This window comes from Pseudomonas hormoni, assembly GCF_018502625.1.
In the GTDB taxonomy this organism is placed as follows: domain Bacteria; phylum Pseudomonadota; class Gammaproteobacteria; order Pseudomonadales; family Pseudomonadaceae; genus Aquipseudomonas; species Aquipseudomonas hormoni.
This window is the reverse complement of the sequence record NZ_CP075566.1, coordinates 3,488,139-3,505,669: the sequence shown is the minus strand read 5'-3', so window position 1 is coordinate 3,505,669 and position 17,531 is coordinate 3,488,139. Positions and strand designations below refer to the sequence as shown.

15 protein-coding genes are annotated in these 17,531 nt (G+C 59.8%); 5 read left to right on the top strand and 10 right to left on the bottom strand.

Annotation, left to right across the window (positions count from 1 at the left end):
- The first annotated feature begins 130 nt into the window (after positions 1-130).
- On the top strand, positions 131-1,216 hold the full coding sequence (locus tag KJF94_RS16365) for a catalase family peroxidase (RefSeq protein WP_214377341.1): 1,086 nt from the start codon (positions 131-133) through the stop codon (positions 1,214-1,216).
- Positions 1,213-1,758 (top strand): cytochrome b, encoded by a 546-nt coding sequence (locus KJF94_RS16360; protein ID WP_214377340.1) that lies wholly within the window; start codon positions 1,213-1,215, stop codon positions 1,756-1,758. Before KJF94_RS16365 ends, KJF94_RS16360 begins: the two co-directional genes overlap by 4 nt.
- Positions 1,759-1,860: 102 nt before the next feature.
- Here KJF94_RS16360 and KJF94_RS16355 read toward each other — a convergent pair whose 3' ends face one another.
- Positions 1,861-3,090 carry an MFS transporter gene (locus KJF94_RS16355; protein ID WP_214377339.1) on the bottom strand — a complete coding sequence of 410 codons (1,230 nt, stop codon included), beginning with the start codon at positions 3,088-3,090 and terminating at the stop codon, positions 1,861-1,863.
- A 94-nt stretch (positions 3,091-3,184) separates the two neighbouring features.
- On the opposite strand from KJF94_RS16355, the gene KJF94_RS16350 reads away from it, so the two are divergent.
- The gene (locus KJF94_RS16350) at positions 3,185-3,631 is read left to right on the top strand and encodes a winged helix-turn-helix transcriptional regulator (protein ID WP_214377338.1); all 447 of its coding nucleotides are present in this window, start codon (positions 3,185-3,187) and stop codon (positions 3,629-3,631) included.
- A gap of 39 nt (positions 3,632-3,670) precedes the next feature.
- On the opposite strand, the gene KJF94_RS16345 is transcribed toward KJF94_RS16350, so the two are convergent.
- Together KJF94_RS16345 and KJF94_RS16340 are read right to left on the bottom strand one after the other, a co-directional pair.
- Complete coding sequence (locus tag KJF94_RS16345) at positions 3,671-4,822, bottom strand: M14 family metallopeptidase (RefSeq protein WP_214377337.1); 1,152 nt, start codon at positions 4,820-4,822, stop codon at positions 3,671-3,673.
- A gap of 486 nt (positions 4,823-5,308) precedes the next feature.
- Positions 5,309-5,650, bottom strand: a complete 342-nt coding sequence (locus KJF94_RS16340) for a DUF6124 family protein (RefSeq protein ID WP_214377336.1) — start codon at positions 5,648-5,650, stop codon at positions 5,309-5,311.
- A 129-nt stretch (positions 5,651-5,779) separates the two neighbouring features.
- Here KJF94_RS16340 and KJF94_RS16335 point away from each other — a divergent pair, with 129 nt between their 5' ends.
- The gene (locus KJF94_RS16335; RefSeq protein ID WP_214377335.1) at positions 5,780-6,427 is read left to right on the top strand and encodes a LexA family protein; all 648 of its coding nucleotides are present in this window, start codon (positions 5,780-5,782) and stop codon (positions 6,425-6,427) included.
- A gap of 39 nt (positions 6,428-6,466) precedes the next feature.
- On the opposite strand, the gene KJF94_RS16330 is transcribed toward KJF94_RS16335, so the two are convergent.
- The 4 genes from KJF94_RS16330 to KJF94_RS16315 all read right to left on the bottom strand — a co-directional run bounded on the left by KJF94_RS16330 (position 6,467) and on the right by KJF94_RS16315 (position 12,147).
- A complete protein-coding gene (locus KJF94_RS16330) occupies positions 6,467-8,422 on the bottom strand; it encodes an acetyl/propionyl/methylcrotonyl-CoA carboxylase subunit alpha (RefSeq protein ID WP_214377334.1) in 1,956 nt (651 codons plus the stop codon).
- A complete protein-coding gene (locus KJF94_RS16325; RefSeq protein WP_214377333.1) occupies positions 8,422-9,237 on the bottom strand; it encodes a gamma-carboxygeranoyl-CoA hydratase in 816 nt (271 codons plus the stop codon). Before KJF94_RS16325 ends, KJF94_RS16330 begins: the two co-directional genes overlap by 1 nt.
- Positions 9,238-9,362: 125 nt before the next feature.
- Positions 9,363-10,970 carry a carboxyl transferase domain-containing protein gene (locus KJF94_RS16320; RefSeq protein WP_214377332.1) on the bottom strand — a complete coding sequence of 536 codons (1,608 nt, stop codon included), beginning with the start codon at positions 10,968-10,970 and terminating at the stop codon, positions 9,363-9,365.
- 13 nt (positions 10,971-10,983) lie between these two features.
- Positions 10,984-12,147, bottom strand: coding sequence for an isovaleryl-CoA dehydrogenase (locus tag KJF94_RS16315; RefSeq protein WP_214377331.1), 1,164 nt, complete (start codon positions 12,145-12,147; stop codon positions 10,984-10,986).
- Positions 12,148-12,492: 345 nt separating this feature from the next.
- On the opposite strand from KJF94_RS16315, the gene KJF94_RS16310 reads away from it, so the two are divergent.
- Positions 12,493-14,190, top strand: a complete 1,698-nt coding sequence (locus KJF94_RS16310; RefSeq protein WP_214377330.1) for an AMP-binding protein — start codon at positions 12,493-12,495, stop codon at positions 14,188-14,190.
- A 617-nt stretch (positions 14,191-14,807) separates the two neighbouring features.
- On the opposite strand, the gene KJF94_RS16305 is transcribed toward KJF94_RS16310, so the two are convergent.
- The 3 genes from KJF94_RS16305 to KJF94_RS16295 form a co-directional block, all read right to left on the bottom strand.
- Positions 14,808-15,707, bottom strand: a complete 900-nt coding sequence (locus KJF94_RS16305) for a hydroxymethylglutaryl-CoA lyase (protein ID WP_214377329.1) — start codon at positions 15,705-15,707, stop codon at positions 14,808-14,810.
- Between the two features lie 163 nt (positions 15,708-15,870).
- Positions 15,871-16,272 (bottom strand): MerR family transcriptional regulator, encoded by a 402-nt coding sequence (locus KJF94_RS16300; protein WP_214377328.1) that lies wholly within the window; start codon positions 16,270-16,272, stop codon positions 15,871-15,873.
- Positions 16,273-16,452: 180 nt separating this feature from the next.
- Complete coding sequence (locus KJF94_RS16295; protein WP_008148497.1) at positions 16,453-17,382, bottom strand: LysR family transcriptional regulator; 930 nt, start codon at positions 17,380-17,382, stop codon at positions 16,453-16,455.
- Between the last annotated feature and the right edge of the window lie 149 nt (positions 17,383-17,531).

Genomic DNA, 17,531 nt, shown 5'->3' with positions numbered 1-17,531 from the left:
ACTAGAGAGACGCCCGGCATCCGAGGTTATTCCACGCCTGAAAAAATAAATACCGCGCGATGGAATAAACCCTCGTGGCGTTCGTCTGCTTGATCCTTCTCACTTGTGGCCGATGGCCCTGGAGTCTTTCATGGTAGATCGCTCATCACCGCCCACCCGGCCACCCTTGAGTGCCGCGAGCCTGACGTTGCGTCTGGCCGGCATTGCCGTGGTGGTCGCTGTCGTGGCCGGGGCTTTTGCCTACGTCAACGGCACCTTTGACCCACAGCGCCTGACGCCAAAAAAACTGATCAATGTGTTGGAAACCAACAACGGCGTGCACCCCGGGTTCCGCCGTAATCACTCCAAAGGGGTGTGCGTGATCGGGCATTTCGAGAGCAGCGGTGAGGCGCGCAGCTATTCCAGCGCTCAGGTATTCAATGAGGTGCGGACCCCGGTGGTCGGGCGTTTCGCGTTGCCGGCTGGCAATCCTTACGCGCCGGACAGCAGCGTGCCGATTCGCAGCCTCGCACTGCGTTTCACCCAGGCCAACGGCCAACAGTGGCGCACCGGGATGAACAGCATGCCAGTGTTCCCGGTAGGCACACCCGAAGCGTTCTACCAATTGCAGCAAGCCCAGTCACCAGACCCGGCCACTGGCAAACCGAACCCGGCAGCGGTGCCGGCGTTCTTCGGTTCGCACCCGGAAGCCGCGCCGTTCCTGGCCTGGATCAAAACCGCCAAGCCGTCCGCCAGTTACGTGACGGAAACCTACAACAGCGTCAATGCGTTTTACCTGGTCAATGCGACCGGGCAAAAGCAAGCGGTGCGCTGGAGCATGGTGCCGGTGGCGCAGGACGCGGCAGGCGCTACGGCGCCAGAAGGCGGTGATTTCCTCGAGAAAGACCTGGTTCAGCGGATCGCCGCGGGACCGTTGCGTTGGCAGCTCAAGATCACGCTGGCCGACCCCGGTGATCCGGTGAACGACGCCAGCAAAACCTGGCCCGACGGTCGCAAAGTGGTGAACGCCGGCACGCTGGTGCTCGAAAGCACCCAACCGCAACTCAATGGCGAATGCCGGGACATCAACTACGACCCGCTGGTCTTGCCCGCCGGTATCGAAGGTTCCGACGACCCGTTGCTCGCAGCTCGTTCAGCCGGTTATGCCAGTTCCTACTTGCGCCGCACCAGCGAAGTCAGCCAATTGCCTGCCGCTAAACAGGAGGCTCAACAATGAGCGCCCAACCGAACCACTTCGCGCCAATGGCGCGACTGCTGCACTGGCTGATGGCGTTGATGATCATTGCCATGCTGTTTATCGGCGCGGGCATGGTCGCCTCTGTCTCAGAGCGTCATGAATGGCTGATCCATCTGCACAAACCGCTGGGCATTGCGATTCTATTGCTGGTGATCGTGCGCCTCGGCGTGCGCTTTTCTACCCGACAACCACCGCTTCCGGCGGATTTGCCCGGTTGGCAGGCGCTGGCGGCGAAGGCCTCGCATGTCTTGCTGTACGCCTTGATGTTTATCCTGCCGCTGCTCGGCTGGGCGATGATTTCGGCGGCGGGCGACCCGGTGATGCTCAGCAGTTCGTTGCAATTGCCCTCGATCGTGCCGGCCAATGCGCAGGTGTTTGCGTTCCTGCGCAAGGCGCATGGGTATCTGGCGTATCTGCTGTTTCTGACCGTGTTGCTGCATCTGGCTGCGGCGTTGTTTCACGGTTGGGTGCGGCGTGATGACGTGCTGGACAGCATGTTGCGGGGCAAGGATCGCACCTGATCAGAAGCCTGGCCCGAGTCACTGTGGCGAGGGAGCTTGCTCCCGCTGGGCTGCAAGGCAGCCCCCAAAACGCGGTTCGTCGGATGAACCGCAGTGAATGGATTACGACTGCTGCGCAGCCGAGCGGGAGCAAGCTCCCTCGCCACAGGGTTCCGGTGTTTTGATGTTCAATGTTCGCCACCAATAGACCAATGCCACGGCGTTGATGCCTGCCCCCAGCAGGCAAACGCCGAGCCACCCGCCCCACGCATACATTGCCGTCGAACCGATCGAACCCAACGCGCTGCCAATCGAATAGAACAGCATGTAACCCGCGGTAAGGCGGCTTTGGGCTTCGGGTCGCACGCTGTAGATCATGCTTTGGCTGGTGACATGCACGGCTTGCAAGCCAAGATCCAGGGTAATCACCCCCAGCAACAAGGCCCACAAGGAGGATTGGGTCAGGGCGATCGGCAGCCAGGAAACCAGCATCAGTAACAGTGACAACCCGCTGGTCCATTGCCCCAAACCGCGATCGGCCAGATGCCCGGCGCGTGCAGCCGCCAATGCACCGGCAGCACCGGCCAATCCGAACAATCCGATTTGCGTGTGGGACAACGACAGCGGCGGGGCACTCAGCGGCAACACCATGGGCGTCCACAGCACCATGGCGCTGGCGAAGGTCATCAACGCGAGCATCGCCCGTTGACGCAGCACCGGTTCTTCCTTGAACAACGTAAACACCGAACCGAGCAACGCCGCGTAAGAACTGGCGGGTTGCGCGTCTTCGTGTTTGGGCAGCACGCGAAACAGCAGCAACGCCATCAACAGGGTCAACCCCGCCGACAACAGATAAATCGAGCGCCACCCCGCCAGATCAGCCATACCGCCCGCCACTGTCCGGGCCAGCAGAATGCCGACGACGATGCCGCTGGTGACCACGCCGACCACGCGCCCGCGCTGCGCCGGGATGGCCAATGTCGCGGCGTAGGCCACCAATACTTGTGTCACGACGGCTAACAGCCCGGTCAACGTCATCCCGAGCAACAGCCAGGCACTGTTCGAGGCGAACGCGATCATCAACAAGGCCAGCGCCGACAGCAGGGTTTGCGTGACGATCAGGCGTCGACGGTTCAGCAGATCGCCAAGCGGCACCAGCAGCAATAATCCGACGCCATAACCGACTTGAGTCAGCGTGACGACGATCCCGACGGTGGCCGGGTCCATGGCAAACGCCTCGGCCATGGCATCGAGCAAGGGCTGCGCGTAATACACATTGCCGACGGCCAGGCCGCAGGCGACGGCGAACAGCAGAACAACGCCGGTGCTGAGTGTTGTTTGAGTGGGCTTCATGCCGGGCTCCTAAGGTGGTTTCTAAATAAAACCAGTTGTACGGTAAGCAAGCCGGTTTTATATTGCAACCACATTTGTTTTCGAGGGCGCCATCATGGCCAAACGCACAAGCATGCAAAGCTCCGAATGCCCGGTCGCCCGTTCACTGGATGCCATTGGCGATTGGTGGTCGTTGTTGATCGTGCGCGATGCCTTCGACGGCATTCGCCGGTTCGGCGAGTTTCAGCGCAGTCTGGGCATGGCGAAGAACATTCTCTCGGCGCGATTGCGCACGCTGGTGACCCACGGGATTTTCGATCTGGTGCCGGCGTCGGATGGCAGCGCGTATCAGGAATATGTCCTGACGGAGAAGGGCAGAGGGTTATTCCCGCTGATCATTGGTTTGCGGCAGTGGGGTGAGGCGTTTTTCTATGAAGAAGGGGAGGCGCATTCGCGGGTGGTTGACCGAGATAACGGTCGACCGGTGCGGACATTGGAGTTGCGCGCCGAGGACGGGCGTTTATTGGGGCCGGAGGATTGCGTGCGGGTCGCGGCCGAATGAAGCAGGGCTGCATGCCGGGCATGCAGCCCTTGAAGGGGATCAGCGCAAGGTATCGACCATGTCCGCGACGGTCGTCAGCACATCCTTGCCCAACTGCTTCGACCGCTTGCCCGACCAGCCTGTCAGTGCATTCGGTGCATCGTTGTTGTCCTTGAACGGCATTTCCAGGGTCAGTGACAGGCAGTCGAATTTCTCGCCAATGCTGTTGCACGCCAGGGTCATGTTGGCTTTGCCCGGCTCGTCGCGGGTGTAGCCGTGTTTGGTCTGGAAATCCTTGGTCAGGTGCTTCAGATGACTGCGGAAGTGCTCTTCGAGTTTTTCGATCCGCGGCGTGTAGCCTGGGTTGCCCTCGCAACCGGCGGTGAACACGTAAGGGATTTCTTCATCGCCGTGGATGTCGAGGAACAGGTCGACGCCATATTTTTCCATCTGCTGCTGAACGAACAGGACTTCCGGACTGACTTCCTGGCTGGCGCTCTGCCAGGCACGATTGAGGTCCTGGCCCATGGCGTTGGTGCGCAGGTGACCGTGGAAGGCGCCGTCCGGGTTCATGTTAGGCACCAGGTACAAATCGGCGCTGGCCAGCAGTTTGTTCAGGACGGGATCGTCGTGCCTTTCCAGGCGTTCGATCACACCTTCCATGAACCACTCGGCCATATGCTCGCCGGGGTGTTGCTGGGCAATCATCCAGACCTTGCGCCGACCTTCGACACCGGTGCCTTTGCGCAGCAGCTGAATGTCACGACCTTCGACACTCTTGCCGGTGGCCAGCAGTTCGGTGCCGGCCTTGGTCAGCGCCTGCTCGATCAACCAGTCATGGCGGCCACGGCTGTAGGGTTCGAAGTAGGCAAACCAGGCGTGGGTCGCCGTGGCTTCGAGGCTGAAACGCAGGCAGTCACCTTCGAAAATGGTCGGTACCCTGAACCAGTTGACGTGATCGTAGGAAGCCACCGCCTGATAACCATCCCAGGCTTTGTTGTATGAGGATTTGCTGGCATTGCTCAGACGAAACCAGTGCTCCTGACCGACGTGCAACCCGCTGGCCTTGAAGTGAAACCACTGGAAATGCTGGCTGCGGGTGTCGGGCTTGATGGTCAACAGCGCTTGCAACGGATTGCTGATATCCAGCACTTCAATGTTGCCGCTGTCGAAATTTGCACTGATGCTGAAAGAGGATTTAGCCACGGTCATAGTCGATTCCTGAATATGATTTTTATGGCTGCTACTTTACACGCTGGGAAGGGAAAAACCGGGGGAAATTGCGGGGTGTAGCGGGGGGCGTCCTCCTTGACGCCGATGCAGCTTAGAGACTGTGCGATTGATTCTCAAGTGCTATTTTTCGTTAGTTTGAGCCAATGTTGCCGGGCTTCTCTTGCCAACAGATATTCTTTTGATATTATCCGCGCCATCGAATTTGCAGCACGTAAAGACTTCATTAGCCTGAAGGTCAAGCCAGAATAACTGGCAAAAAAAAGACCCGGCAAAAAGCCGGGTCAAAAACCGTGATTAGCCTGATGAGGAGATAGTCCAGGAGACCGACCTAAGGTCACTTGGACAATCGACTGATCTCGCGACCAGCTGAATGCAATAATAATCATTCTCGTTTGCAAGTCAAATGATTTTATCTGCGCGATTGGAAAATTCTTTCCCGCGCCCTCCAGAATATCCCTCCTTGTCTTACGCGTGATGATCCCCATCCAGGGATCGATCCAGCAACGCCTTGGCCATATCGATCATGTGCACCGTCGAAAACGCCAGGTCCCGGTGGACACCGTGCAAATTGTTCGCCGACTCGGACGCCGTGGCGGCGGCGCAGCGCAACAGATCTGAAGCACGCACCAGCGCTTCCTCGCTGCTGACGTTGCGGTTCACCTCAAAAAAACGCTCTTCCTCCGCCTCTTCGGACACAGCTGGTTTCAAGTAATAATCCAGCGCCCGCTGTGCGGCGGCCGAGCCTTTTGGCGAGGTGAGGGAGGTGTCGATTTGCAGGTCGGGCAGGTCGTTGCTGGGGATGGTCATGGCGATGGCAAGCTCCGTGATAGATTCAGATCCGTGATCCAATCCTAGTACGAACTGTATTTGTGACGAGGATTTAAATACTACAATTTGTGTTTTGATGGCCGGAGGCGCCCACGTATCGTGCCGCACATGGATAAATGGATTGAATTGGTCAAGGCCAAGATGAGTGAACTCAACGTCACTCAAGAGATACTCGCCGAGCGCCTCGGAATGTCCCAGGGCGGCATCGGCCATTGGCTGAACAAACGCCGCCAGCCGGGCATCGATGACATGAACCGGGTGTTACACGCACTGGGCATGGAGTTTCTCGAAGTGGCGCTGGTCATCCGCGAGCCGGACACGTCGAAGGAGGAAAGCCAGGATCTGGTGCGAAAGTACAACCCGTACTTCCGCTACCCGGTCAGTGACTGGCGAGAATCCTGCGAGGTGCGCGACGGCGAGCCGACGGTGTATGACAAGGCGCGATTCGAGCTGACCGATTACCACGCTCAGGGCGCGGCGTTCTGGTTGAGGGTGGTGGGCGATGCGATGACGGCACCGAGTGGTGTCAGTATTGCCGAGGGGATGATGATCCTGGTGGACCCGGCCATTGTGCCGGAGCCCGGAAAACTGGTGATCGCCCAATGGCCGGACAGCACCGAGGCGACCTTTCGCAAGCTGATCGAAGAGGGCGGGCAGCGTTACCTGGTCCCGCTCAATCCGACGTATCCGAAAGCCCTTTTCACTGAAGCCTGCCGAATCATCGGCGTAGTGGTTCAGGCAACGGCCAGGTTCTGATCAGATCGGTCCTCGGGAGGCGTAGGACCGATCTTCATTTCAGGCTTCTTCCAGTTCGACCAACGCACTGCCTTCGCTGACCATTTCGCCTTCCTGGCAATACAACGCCTTGATCACCCCGGCGTGTGGCGCACGAATGCTGTGCTCCATCTTCATCGCTTCCAGCACCACCAGTTGCGCCCCGGCTTCGACCGTTTGCCCGGCTTCCACCAGCACCCGCACGATGCTGCCGTTCATGGGGGCAGTGAGCCCGCCGTGATGGCTGTGACTGGCTTCGACGGCGCTGATCGGGTCGTAGGCCTCGATGCGGCGCAATTCACCTTCCCATTGCAGATACACAATGCCGTCGCGGCGGATTGCCCGATGCTGGCGGCGCACGCCGCTGTGTTCAGTCAGCAGTTGCTCGCCTTTGAGTTGTGCGCTTTGGGCATTGCGGTCGCCTAACGTCAATGCGCGGTCCTGACCTTCACAACTCAAGTGCAAGGTGATTTCCGTCGGCAGGCCGGCCCGAAAACCGTTGCTGTTGGCCCAAGGCGAACTCGGATCATCAACGCGCAGTGAGCGAGGCTGGCTCTGGGCATACGCTTGCGCCGCGGCTTGCCAGAATTCATCGCTGAGCTGTGAAGGTTCCGGCAGCAGTTGCTCCTGATAACGCGGAATAAACCCGGTATCCAGTTCTGCCGCTGCAAACGCCGGATGACCAACGATTCGACGCAGGAAGTTGATGTTGGTCTTGAGCCCACCAATCGCGAACTCATCGAGCATGCTCAACAAGCGCAGGCGCGCCTGCTCACGATCCTCACCCCAGGCAATCAGCTTGCCGAGCATCGGGTCGTAGAACGGCGAAATCTCATCGCCTTCTTCAACACCGCTGTCGACCCGACGTCCCGGGCCTTCGGCAGATTCGCGATACAACTCCAGACGCCCGGTGGCCGGCAGGAAATCATTGCCCGGATCTTCGGCATACAGCCGCACTTCAATCGCATGCCCGATCAACGGCACCTGATCCTGAGTCATCGGCAGCGCTTCGCCGCGCGCCACACGAATCTGCCAAGCCACCAGATCAAGGCCGGTAATGGCTTCGGTGACCGGGTGTTCGACTTGCAGGCGCGTGTTCATCTCCATGAAGAAGAACTCGCCGCGCGCATCCAGCAGAAACTCCACGGTGCCGGCGCCGACATAACCGATGGCCTGCGCCGAACGCACGGCGGCTTCGCCCATGGCACGACGCAGTTCCGGACTCAGGCCCGGTGCCGGTGCCTCTTCGACGACTTTCTGGTGCCGACGTTGAATCGAGCAATCCCGCTCGTTGAGGTACAGGCAGTTGCCATGCTGGTCGGCGAAAATCTGGATTTCCACGTGGCGCGGCTTCAGCAGGTATTTCTCGACCAGCATCCGCGAATCGCCGAACGAGGATTGCGCCTCACGCTGAGCCGAGGCCAGTGCTTCGGCCAGTTGGCTGACGTCCTCGACCACTTTCATGCCTTTGCCGCCACCACCCGCCGTCGCCTTGAGCAGCACCGGATAGCCGATGCGTTCGCAGGCGTCGCGGAAGGTGTCGAGGTCTTGAGCTTCGCCGTGATAACCCGGCACCAGTGGTACGCCAGCCGTTTCCATCAGGGCTTTGGCGGCGGACTTGCTACCCATCGCATCGATGGCCGAGGCGGGCGGGCCGAGGAAAATCAGGCCCGCTGCTTCGATCGCGCGGGCAAACCCGGCGTTCTCGGACAGAAAGCCGTAGCCCGGATGAATGGCCTGAGCGCCGCTGGCCTTGGCGGCAGCAATGAGTTTGTCGATTTGCAGGTAACTGTCGGCGGCCTTGCTGCCACCGAGGTCGACGCGGATATCCGCTTCGCGGCTGTGGCGGGCTTCACGGTCGGTGGCGCTGTGCACGGCGACGGTGGTCAGGCCCAACGCCCTGGCGGTGCGCATCACCCGACAAGCGATTTCGCCACGGTTGGCCACCAGCAGAGAGGTGATAACAGGTGCGCTCATCAACGCGGCTCCTTGGGGGTGGTTTCGGCCTGCCAGCTCGGCGGACGTTTTTGCAGAAAGGCGCGCAGGCCTTCCTGGCCTTCGGGGCTGACGCGGATTCGCGCGATGGCATTCTCGGTGTAGCGGCGCAGCGCCGGCGTCAGCGCACCATTGCCGACTTCACGCAGCAAGTCCTTGCTGACGCGCATGGCCGCAGGGCTGTTGAGCAGCAGGTTGTCGATCCATTGCTCGACTTTCTGCTCCAGCTCATTGATCGGATAACTCTCCGACAACAAACCGATTTCCCGTGCCCGCTGCCCGCCGAAACGCTCGGCGGTCAGGGCATAGCGACGCGCCGCGCGTTCGCCGATGGCTTGCACCACGAACGGGCTGATCACCGCCGGTGCCAGGCCGATGCGTACTTCCGACAGGCAGAATTGCGCGTCGTCGGCACCAATGGCCATGTCGCAGCAACTGATCAGACCCAGCGCGCCGCCGAACGCCGCGCCTTGCACCACGGCCAGGGTTGGCACTTTCAGCTTGGCGAGGTTGTACATCAACTCCGCCAATTCCCGGGCGTCGTCGAGATTGGTGTGGTAGTCGAGTTCGGCAGACTGCTGCATCCAGGCCAAATCGGCACCGGCGCTGAAATGCTTGCCGCGTCCGCGCACCAGCAGGAACCGCAGGCTGGCATCGCCCGAGACCTTGTCCAGTGCGAGGATCAGTTCGCGGATCATTTCAGCGTTGAAGGCGTTGTTCTTTTCTTCCCGGCTGAGCCACAGGGTCGCAAAACCCCGTGGGTCGGTTTGCAGCTCGAGGGTGTTGAAGTCGCTCATATTCGTCCGTCTCCACAACTCTTTTCTGTAGGAGCGAGGCTTGCCCGCGAAAGCAATTTGTCAGTCACATCGATACTGGATGTACCGACGCCTTCGCGGGCAAGCCACGCTCCTACAGGATCGGATCACATCCGGAACACGCCGAAGCGGCTCGGTTCGATTGGCGCGTTCAGCGACGCGGACAAGGCCAGGGCCAGCACGTCGCGGGTCTGCGCCGGGTCAATGACACCGTCATCCCACAGCCGTGCACTGGAGTAGTAAGGGTGGCCCTGTTCTTCGTATTGATCGAGGATCGGTTGCTTGATCTCGGCTTCCTGCTCGGCGCTGAAACCCTGGCCACTGCGCTCGGCCTGCTCGCGTTTGACCTGCACCAAAACGCCCGCCGCTTGCTCGGCACCCATCACGCCGATGCGTGCGTTAGGCCACATCCACAGGAAGCGCGGATCGTAGGCTCGCCCGCACATGCCGTAGTTACCGGCGCCGAAACTGCCGCCGATGATCACGGTGAATTTCGGCACCTTGGCGCACGCCACGGCGGTCACCAGTTTCGCGCCGTGCTTGGCGATGCCGCCGGCCTCGTATTTCTGGCCGACCATGAAACCGGTGATGTTTTGCAGGAACAGCAACGGGATGCCGCGCTGGCAAGCCAGTTCGATAAAGTGCGCGCCTTTCTGCGCTGCTTCAGCGAACAGAATGCCGTTGTTGGCAAGGATGGCGATCGGGTAACCGTGCAGGTAGGCAAAACCGCACACCAGCGTAGTCCCGAATAACGCCTTGAATTCGTCGAACACCGAGCCGTCCACCAGTCGTGCAATCACTTCGCGCACGTCGAACGGTTGCTTGGCGTCCGCCGACACGACGCCGTACAACTCGTCGCTGTTGTAGAGCGGGGCGATGGGCGTGCGCTGTTGCACTTCGCCGAGCTTGCGCCAGTTGAGGTTGGCGATGCTGCGTCGGGCAATGGCCAAGGCGTGTTCATCGCTCTCGGCGTAGTGGTCGGCGACACCGGAGACCTTGCAGTGCACGTCGGCGCCGCCCAGATCCTCGGCGCTGACCACTTCACCGGTCGCGGCTTTTACCAACGGCGGACCGGCAAGGAAGATCGTCGCTTGCTCGCGAACCATGATCGCTTCGTCGGCCATCGCTGGCACATAAGCGCCACCGGCGGTGCACGAGCCCATGACCACGGCGATCTGCGGAATGCCCATGGCGCTCATGTTGGCCTGGTTGAAGAAAATCCGCCCGAAGTGCTCACGGTCCGGAAACACTTCATCCTGGCGTGGCAGGTTGGCGCCGCCGGAATCCACCAGATAGATGCAGGGCAAGCGGTTCTGCTGGGCGATGGTCTGAGCGCGCAGGTGCTTTTTCACGGTCAGCGGGTAATACGAGCCACCTTTCACGGTGGCATCGTTGGCCACGATCATGCACTCGACGCCTTCCACACGGCCGATCCCGGCGATTACGCCAGCGGCTGGCACATCTTCGCCATACACCTCGTAGGCCGCCAGTTGGCTGATCTCGAGAAACGGTGAGCCCGGATCGAGCAGGCGATTGATTCGCTCACGGGGCAGCAATTTGCCCCGCGAGGTGTGGCGTTCTTGCGCCTTCGGGCCGCCACCTTGCTGCACTTGCGCGAGCAGGGTGTGCAGGGCGTCGACCTGTTTGAGCATTGCCGCGCTGTTGGTCGCGAACTCTGCCGAACGGGGGTTGAGCTGGGTATGCAGGATAGCCATGGACAGCTCCGTCTCAGCGGGTTTCGTTGAACAGTTCGCGACCGATCAGCATGCGACGGATCTCACTGGTGCCGGCGCCGATTTCATACAGCTTGGCGTCACGCAACAGACGACCGGCCGGGAATTCGTTGATGTAGCCGTTGCCGCCGAGAATCTGGATCGCGTCGAGGGCCATTTGCGTGGCGCGTTCGGCGCTGTAGAGGATCACGCCGGCGGCGTCCTTGCGGGTGGTCTCGCCGCGTTCGCAGGCTTGAGCGACGGCATACAGGTAGGCGCGGCTGGCGTTGAGTTGGGTGTACATGTCGGCGACTTTGCCCTGGATCAGCTGGAATTCGCCGATGCTCTGGCCGAACTGCTTGCGGTCGTGGATGTACGGAACAATAAGGTCCATGCAGGCCTGCATGATCCCGGTCGGGCCACCCGAGAGCACAACGCGTTCGTAATCGAGGCCGCTCATCAGCACTTTCACGCCGCCGTTGAGGATGCCGAGGACGTTTTCTTCCGGCACTTCGACGTCATCGAAGAACAGCTCGCAGGTGTTCGAACCGCGCATGCCGAGCTTGTCGAACTTGTTGCTGCGGCTGAAGCCTTTCCAGTCGCGTTCGACGATGAACGCGGTGATGCCGTGCGGGCCTTTTTCCAGGTCGGTCTTGGCGTAGATCACGTAGGTGTTGGCGTCCGGGCCGTTGGTGATCCAGGTTTTGCTGCCGTTGAGCACGTAGTGATCACCGCGTTTGTCGGCGCGCAGTTTCATCGAGACCACGTCGGAACCGGCATTGGGTTCGCTCATGGCCAGGGCGCCGATGTGCTCGCCGCTGATCAGCTTGGGCAGGTATTTGCTTTTCTGTTCGTGATTGCCGTTGCGGTTGATTTGGTTGACGCAGAGGTTGGAGTGCGCGCCGTAGGACAAGGCAACCGAGGCCGAGCCACGACTGATTTCTTCCATGATGACCACGTGGGCCAGGTAACCCAGGCCTGCACCGCCGTACTCTTCCGGCACGGTAACGCCGAGCAGGCCCATGTCGCCGAATTTGCGCCACAGGTCGGCGGGGAACAGGTTGTCGATGTCGATCTGAGCAGCGCGCGGCGCGATCTCTTTGGCGACGAAGGACTGAACCTGATCGCGCAGCATGTCGATGGTTTCACCGAGGGCAAAGTTCAGGGATGGGTAGCTCATGGGTCACCTTTTGGCTTTTTTGTCGGTTGGTGAGACCGTCAATCGGCTCTCACCTTTACGTTAACGTAAGCCTGTGACGAATGGCTGTCAATCACCCTTTACGTTAACGTCAACTTGAGCGAGAGTAGAGGCAGTTCTGAAAAGACCAGCGTCGCATTCTGTGGCGAGGGAGCTTGCTCCCGCTCGAGCGCGAAGCGGTCGCAAATCGGCAAGTCAGGTGTGTCAGAAAGCACTCTGGCTGATGATTTCACGACTGCTGCGCAGCCGAACGGGACGGTGCGACGATTCGACAAGCTCCCTCGCCACACAAGCCTCGCTCCTACAATAAAGACAATAGGGGTCGTCATGGATCAACCCAGTGCAAGCCTGCAACGCAGCTATACCCGTGGTGCTCAGGACAAAGCCTTGCTGGCGATGACCATCGGTCAGGCGTTCGATAACACCGTCGCGAAGTACTCGGCTGGTGAGGCGTTGGTCGTACGCCATCAACAGCTGCGTTACACCTGGCAGCAACTGTCCGACGCGGTGGACCTGCATGCCAGGGCATTGCTGGCGCTGGGCTTGCAGGCCGGAGATCGCCTCGGCATCTGGGCACCGAATTGCGCGCAGTGGTGCATCAGCCAGTTTGCCAGCGCGAAAATCGGCGTGATTCTGGTCAACATCAACCCGGCGTATCGCAGCTCTGAACTCGAATACGTGTTGAAGCAGTCGGGCTGCCAATGGCTGGTCTGCGCAGGCTCTTTCAAGACCTCCAACTATCACGGCATGCTGCAAGGGCTGGCGCCTGAGCTGGCGGAGCAATCCATCGGACAGTTACAGAGTGAACGCCTGCCCGAACTGCGCGGGGTGATCAGTCTGGATGCGCAACCGCCATCGGGTTTCCTGCCCTGGTCACAACTGGCCGATCTCGCGGCCAGCGTGTCCGCCGAACAGTTGCGCGAACGTCAGGACAGCCTGCATTTCGACCAACCGGTGAACATCCAGTACACCTCCGGCACCACCGGTTTTCCCAAGGGCGCGACCCTCAGCCACTACAACATCCTCAACAACGGCTACATGGTCGGCGAAAGCCTCGGCCTGACCGCCCATGATCGGCTGGTAATTCCTGTGCCGCTGTATCACTGCTTCGGCATGGTCATGGGCAACCTCGGATGCATCACCCACGGCAGCACCATGATCTACCCCAATGATGCGTTCGATCCGTTGCTGACCCTGACCACTGTCGCCGAAGAGAAAGCCACTGCGCTCTATGGCGTGCCGACCATGTTTATCGCGATGCTCGATCAACCCCGGCGCGCCGAGTTCGACCTGTCGACCCTGCGCACCGGGATCATGGCCGGCGCAACCTGTCCGATCGAAGTGATGCGTCGGGTCATCAGCGAAATGCACATGAGCGAAGTGCAGATTGCCTACGGGATGACGGAAACAAGTCCGGTGTCTTTGCAGACCGGTCCGTCAGACGAACTGGAATTGCGCGTCACCACCGTCGGCCGCACTCAGCCGCAGCTGGAAAGCAAAATCATCGATGAGGCGGGCAACCTGGTGCCGCGCGGCACCATTGGTGAACTTTGTACCCGCGGCTACAGCGTGATGCTCGGTTACTGGAAAAACCCCGAAGGCACCGCGGAAGCGATCGACCAGGCCGGCTGGATGCACACCGGTGACCTGGCGAGCATGAACGACGAAGGCTACGTGTGCATTGCCGGACGCAATAAGGACATGATCATCCGCGGCGGTGAGAATATTTACCCGCGGGAGCTGGAAGAGTTCTTCTTTACCCACCCGGCGGTGGCGGACGTGCAAGTGATCGGCATTCCGTGTTCGCGTTATGGCGAAGAGATTGTCGCCTGGATCAAGTTCCACCCGGGCCACAGCGCCACCGAGCAGGAGTTGCAAACCTGGTGCAAGGAACGCATCGCGCACTTCAAGACGCCGCGTTACTTCAAGTTCGTCGAGGAGTTTCCGATGACGGTGACCGGCAAAATCCAGAAGTTCCGGATGCGCGAGATCAGTATCGAGGAGTTGCGCGAAAAGCAGGTCTGACAAATTCTCCCTTGTGGGAGCCAGCAGGCTGGCTCCCACAAGGGGCGGTGGTGAAAACCTGAATCGCAGAAAGCACAAAGGGGAGCCGAAGCTCCCCTTTAATTTTCGTTGCGCGTGCTCTTTTTTTATTATTGAGGGGCGGTCTGTTTTTGTTTTTGGTAACCGTGACCCTTTACCGCTGTTTTTATCGATCCCCATCCGGGATCAAGAGCAAACGTATTTTTTTGAGCGCTGATCTGCTTTTTCGCTGAGCGATCCAACCAGTTCGGGAGCTACCTAAAGGTAGTTTTATTGTTCTCTGCCCGGTTGCGGGTTACTCCGAAAAGCACCCTGAAAAGCACACCTTCTCCAAAAAAATCTGTTAGCTGCGTCTCTGCCGTGTTGTTCTTGTTATGTCAGAGTCGTTTCGTCTTATTTTTATTGGTTTGCTGCTTTTTATTCTTGTTATGCCATAGAGATAGCAGAAGCCGTGCCAACTTTTAAAAATCCTTTAAAATCAACAGCTTGAGTTTTTATCGGATTTTTCACTCAGTCAAAACCCGACAATTTGTTTCCGTGTTACTCGGTTGCGCCCCACATTTCAGAGAGGGCGGTAACACCCGGACACATCCGCGCACTCACTGCGCGCTACGAGCCTTGGCCACGCGCGAACCGGTTGGACGGCCCAGCACTGTACAAATCTGCTGACCGGCCAGAATCAAGGCGTCCAGGTCGATACCGGTGTCGATACCCAGACCATTCAACAGATAAACCACGTCTTCAGTGGCGACGTTACCGCTGGCGCCTTTGGCGTACGGGCAGCCGCCGAGGCCGGCGATGGAGCTGTCGAACACCGCGATGCCTTCCAGCAGGCTGGCGTAGATATTGGCCATGGCCTGGCCGTAGGTGTCGTGGAAGTGCCCGGCGAGTTTTTCCCGCGGCACGTCGGCGGACACCACGTCGAACATCTTGCGCGTCGCACCTGCCGTGCCAGTGCCGATGGTGTCGCCCAGGGAGATTTCGTAGCAGCCCATGGCGTAGAGCTCCCGGGCGACCCGGGCAACTTGCTCGGGTTTGACGCTACCTTCGTAAGGGCAGCCCAGCACACACGACACGTAACCGCGCACGCTGACGCCGTGCTGTTTGGCAGCCTCCATGATCGGCGCGAAGCGCTCCAGGCTTTCGCTGATCGAGCAGTTGATGTTGCGCTGGGAAAACGCCTCGGAGGCCGCGGCGAACACCGCAACTTCCTTGACCCCGGCGGCGATCGCATCTTCGAACCCGCGCAGGTTGGGGGCGAGGGCGCCATAGGTCACGCCCGGTTTGCGCTGGATCTGCGCAAAGACGTCGGCGGACCCGGCCATCTGCGGCACCCATTTGGGCGAGACGAAACTGCCGACTTCTATATAGCCAAGGCCGGCAGCGGTCAGCGCGTCGACCAGTTGCACCTTGTCGGCAACGCTGATGGGTTGGGCTTCGTTTTGCAGACCGTCGCGTGGACCGACTTCGACCAGGCGTACGTGGGAGGGAAGGGACATGGGGATCGACCTGTGCTGATTGTCTGAATGTTGGCACTAACCCTGTGGGAGCAGGCTTGCCCGCGATGGCGGAAGGTCAGTCAGCAACAATGTTGAATGTCATGCCCTCATCGCGGGCAAGTCGAATCGTCTCACCGCCGCTCCCACAGGGGAATGTGTTGACCTACTGAGTCACCGGCTGGCTTTTCATCGTCTGTTCCAGCGCCTGGGTACAACGCTCCTGCGCCGTGTCCAGTTCCAGCTTCATCTGTTCGATGTCGAGCATCTGCTGCTCCAATTGTTCGCGGCGTTCTGCGATTTTGTTAAGCATGGTTTGCAGCTGTTTCTGGTTGCCGCCGGTGGGGTCGTAAAGTTCGATCAGCTCGCGGCATTCAGCCAGGGAGAAACCAATGCGCTTGCCCCTCAGGATCAGCTTCAGGCTGACTTTGTCCCGGGGTGAATAGATGCGTTCCTGGCCACGGCGCTCGGGGCTGAGCAGGCCTTGCTCTTCATAGAAGCGAATGGCCCGCGTGGTGATGTCGAGTTCGCGGGCGAGGTCGGAAATGCTGTAGGTCTGGCTGCTCATGGGCGCGCTCGAAAAGGGTCATGGCGCTAAGCTAATGGCAGGTTGACGTTTACGTCAAGGGGGCATGGTTTTGTGGTGTTGCCGCTGGCCTCATCGCGGGCAAGCCTCGCTCCTACACGTTCGCGTAAAACCTGTAGGAGCGAGGCTTGCCCGCGAAGAACGATGACTCGGTGCAATGCCTTACACCTTATCAAGCTTCTTCTCATGCGCCGTCACCTGCTGGCACAACTCGATCATCTGCTCGCGCATCCAGCGGTTGGCCGGGTCCTGGTCGGTGCTTTCGTGCCAGTAGAGGTGGGTTTCCACCGGCGGTACATCGTTCACCGGCAGGTTCACCGAGTACAAATCATGGCGGCGGGCGAAGCGTTCCGGCACGGTCATGACCATGTCGGTCTGCTGCAACACCTGCGACGCCATCAGGTAATGCTGGGAACGCAAGGCGATCTTGCGCTGGATGCCCATTTTACCGAGCGCGAGGTCTACATGGCCGAGACCGCTACGGCGACTGGAAATATGGATGTGGGTCAGCGACAGGTAATCATCGAGGGTGAATTTCTCTTTGCCCGCCAGCGGATGGCCCTTGCGCATGGCACACACGTAGCGGTCCTCCATCAACTTGACGTGACGCACCTGTGGGTCGGTGTTGAGCGGCGCATCCACCGCAAAGTCGAGACGCCCGGCCGCCAGCTCCTTGGTGGTCTCGCGGCGCTTGGACAGAAAGCTTTCGATGATCACCGTTGGCGCCAGGCGACGCAGGCGCTGGAACAGCGGCGGCAGGATCACCGCTTCGGTGAGGTCGGTCATGCTGATGCGGTACGTCTTGACTGCCTGCAACGGGTTGAAGATACGGCTTTCCTGCACCGAGACCCGCAGCAGGGAGAGGGCATTGCGCACCGGACCGATGATGTTTTGCGCCATCGGCGTTGGCACCATGCCCTGGGCCGTGCGAACGAAGAGCGGATCGTTGAACGTCTCGCGCAAGCGTGCCAGAGCGTTTGAGACCGCAGGCTGAGTAATGCCGACAATCTGCCCGGCGCGGGTCAGGTTGGCTTCGGTGTAGATCGCGTCGAAGACGATGAAAAGGTTGAGGTCGACCTTGCTCAGATTCATTGCGCTGCACTCTTATTGTTGGGGCATTTTGATGAGGCCGGGGGCCTCGGCAATCACCCGATCATATATCGGTGATGAATGTTAATACACGCCGAGAATAGGCTAGGTAAATTTTCGTAGCTGTTCTAGCATCGATTGCATGACCTAAA

Excerpts from the sequence above, each read along its gene's own strand:
- KJF94_RS16365 (WP_214377341.1), top strand. The coding sequence starts at position 131 with ATGGTAGATCGCTCATCACCGCCCACCCGGCCACCCTTGAGTGCCGCG.
- KJF94_RS16360 (WP_214377340.1), top strand. The coding sequence starts at position 1,213 with ATGAGCGCCCAACCGAACCACTTCGCGCCAATGGCGCGACTGCTGCAC.
- KJF94_RS16355 (WP_214377339.1), bottom strand. The coding sequence starts at position 3,090 with ATGAAGCCCACTCAAACAACACTCAGCACCGGCGTTGTTCTGCTGTTC.
- KJF94_RS16350 (WP_214377338.1), top strand. The coding sequence starts at position 3,185 with ATGGCCAAACGCACAAGCATGCAAAGCTCCGAATGCCCGGTCGCCCGT.
- KJF94_RS16345 (WP_214377337.1), bottom strand. The coding sequence starts at position 4,822 with ATGACCGTGGCTAAATCCTCTTTCAGCATCAGTGCAAATTTCGACAGC.
- KJF94_RS16340 (WP_214377336.1), bottom strand. The coding sequence starts at position 5,650 with ATGACCATCCCCAGCAACGACCTGCCCGACCTGCAAATCGACACCTCC.
- KJF94_RS16335 (WP_214377335.1), top strand. The coding sequence starts at position 5,780 with ATGGATAAATGGATTGAATTGGTCAAGGCCAAGATGAGTGAACTCAAC.
- KJF94_RS16330 (WP_214377334.1), bottom strand. The coding sequence starts at position 8,422 with ATGAGCGCACCTGTTATCACCTCTCTGCTGGTGGCCAACCGTGGCGAA.
- KJF94_RS16325 (WP_214377333.1), bottom strand. The coding sequence starts at position 9,237 with ATGAGCGACTTCAACACCCTCGAGCTGCAAACCGACCCACGGGGTTTT.
- KJF94_RS16320 (WP_214377332.1), bottom strand. The coding sequence starts at position 10,970 with ATGGCTATCCTGCATACCCAGCTCAACCCCCGTTCGGCAGAGTTCGCG.
- KJF94_RS16315 (WP_214377331.1), bottom strand. The coding sequence starts at position 12,147 with ATGAGCTACCCATCCCTGAACTTTGCCCTCGGTGAAACCATCGACATG.
- KJF94_RS16310 (WP_214377330.1), top strand. The coding sequence starts at position 12,493 with ATGGATCAACCCAGTGCAAGCCTGCAACGCAGCTATACCCGTGGTGCT.
- KJF94_RS16305 (WP_214377329.1), bottom strand. The coding sequence starts at position 15,707 with ATGTCCCTTCCCTCCCACGTACGCCTGGTCGAAGTCGGTCCACGCGAC.
- KJF94_RS16300 (WP_214377328.1), bottom strand. The coding sequence starts at position 16,272 with ATGAGCAGCCAGACCTACAGCATTTCCGACCTCGCCCGCGAACTCGAC.
- KJF94_RS16295 (WP_008148497.1), bottom strand. The coding sequence starts at position 17,382 with ATGAATCTGAGCAAGGTCGACCTCAACCTTTTCATCGTCTTCGACGCG.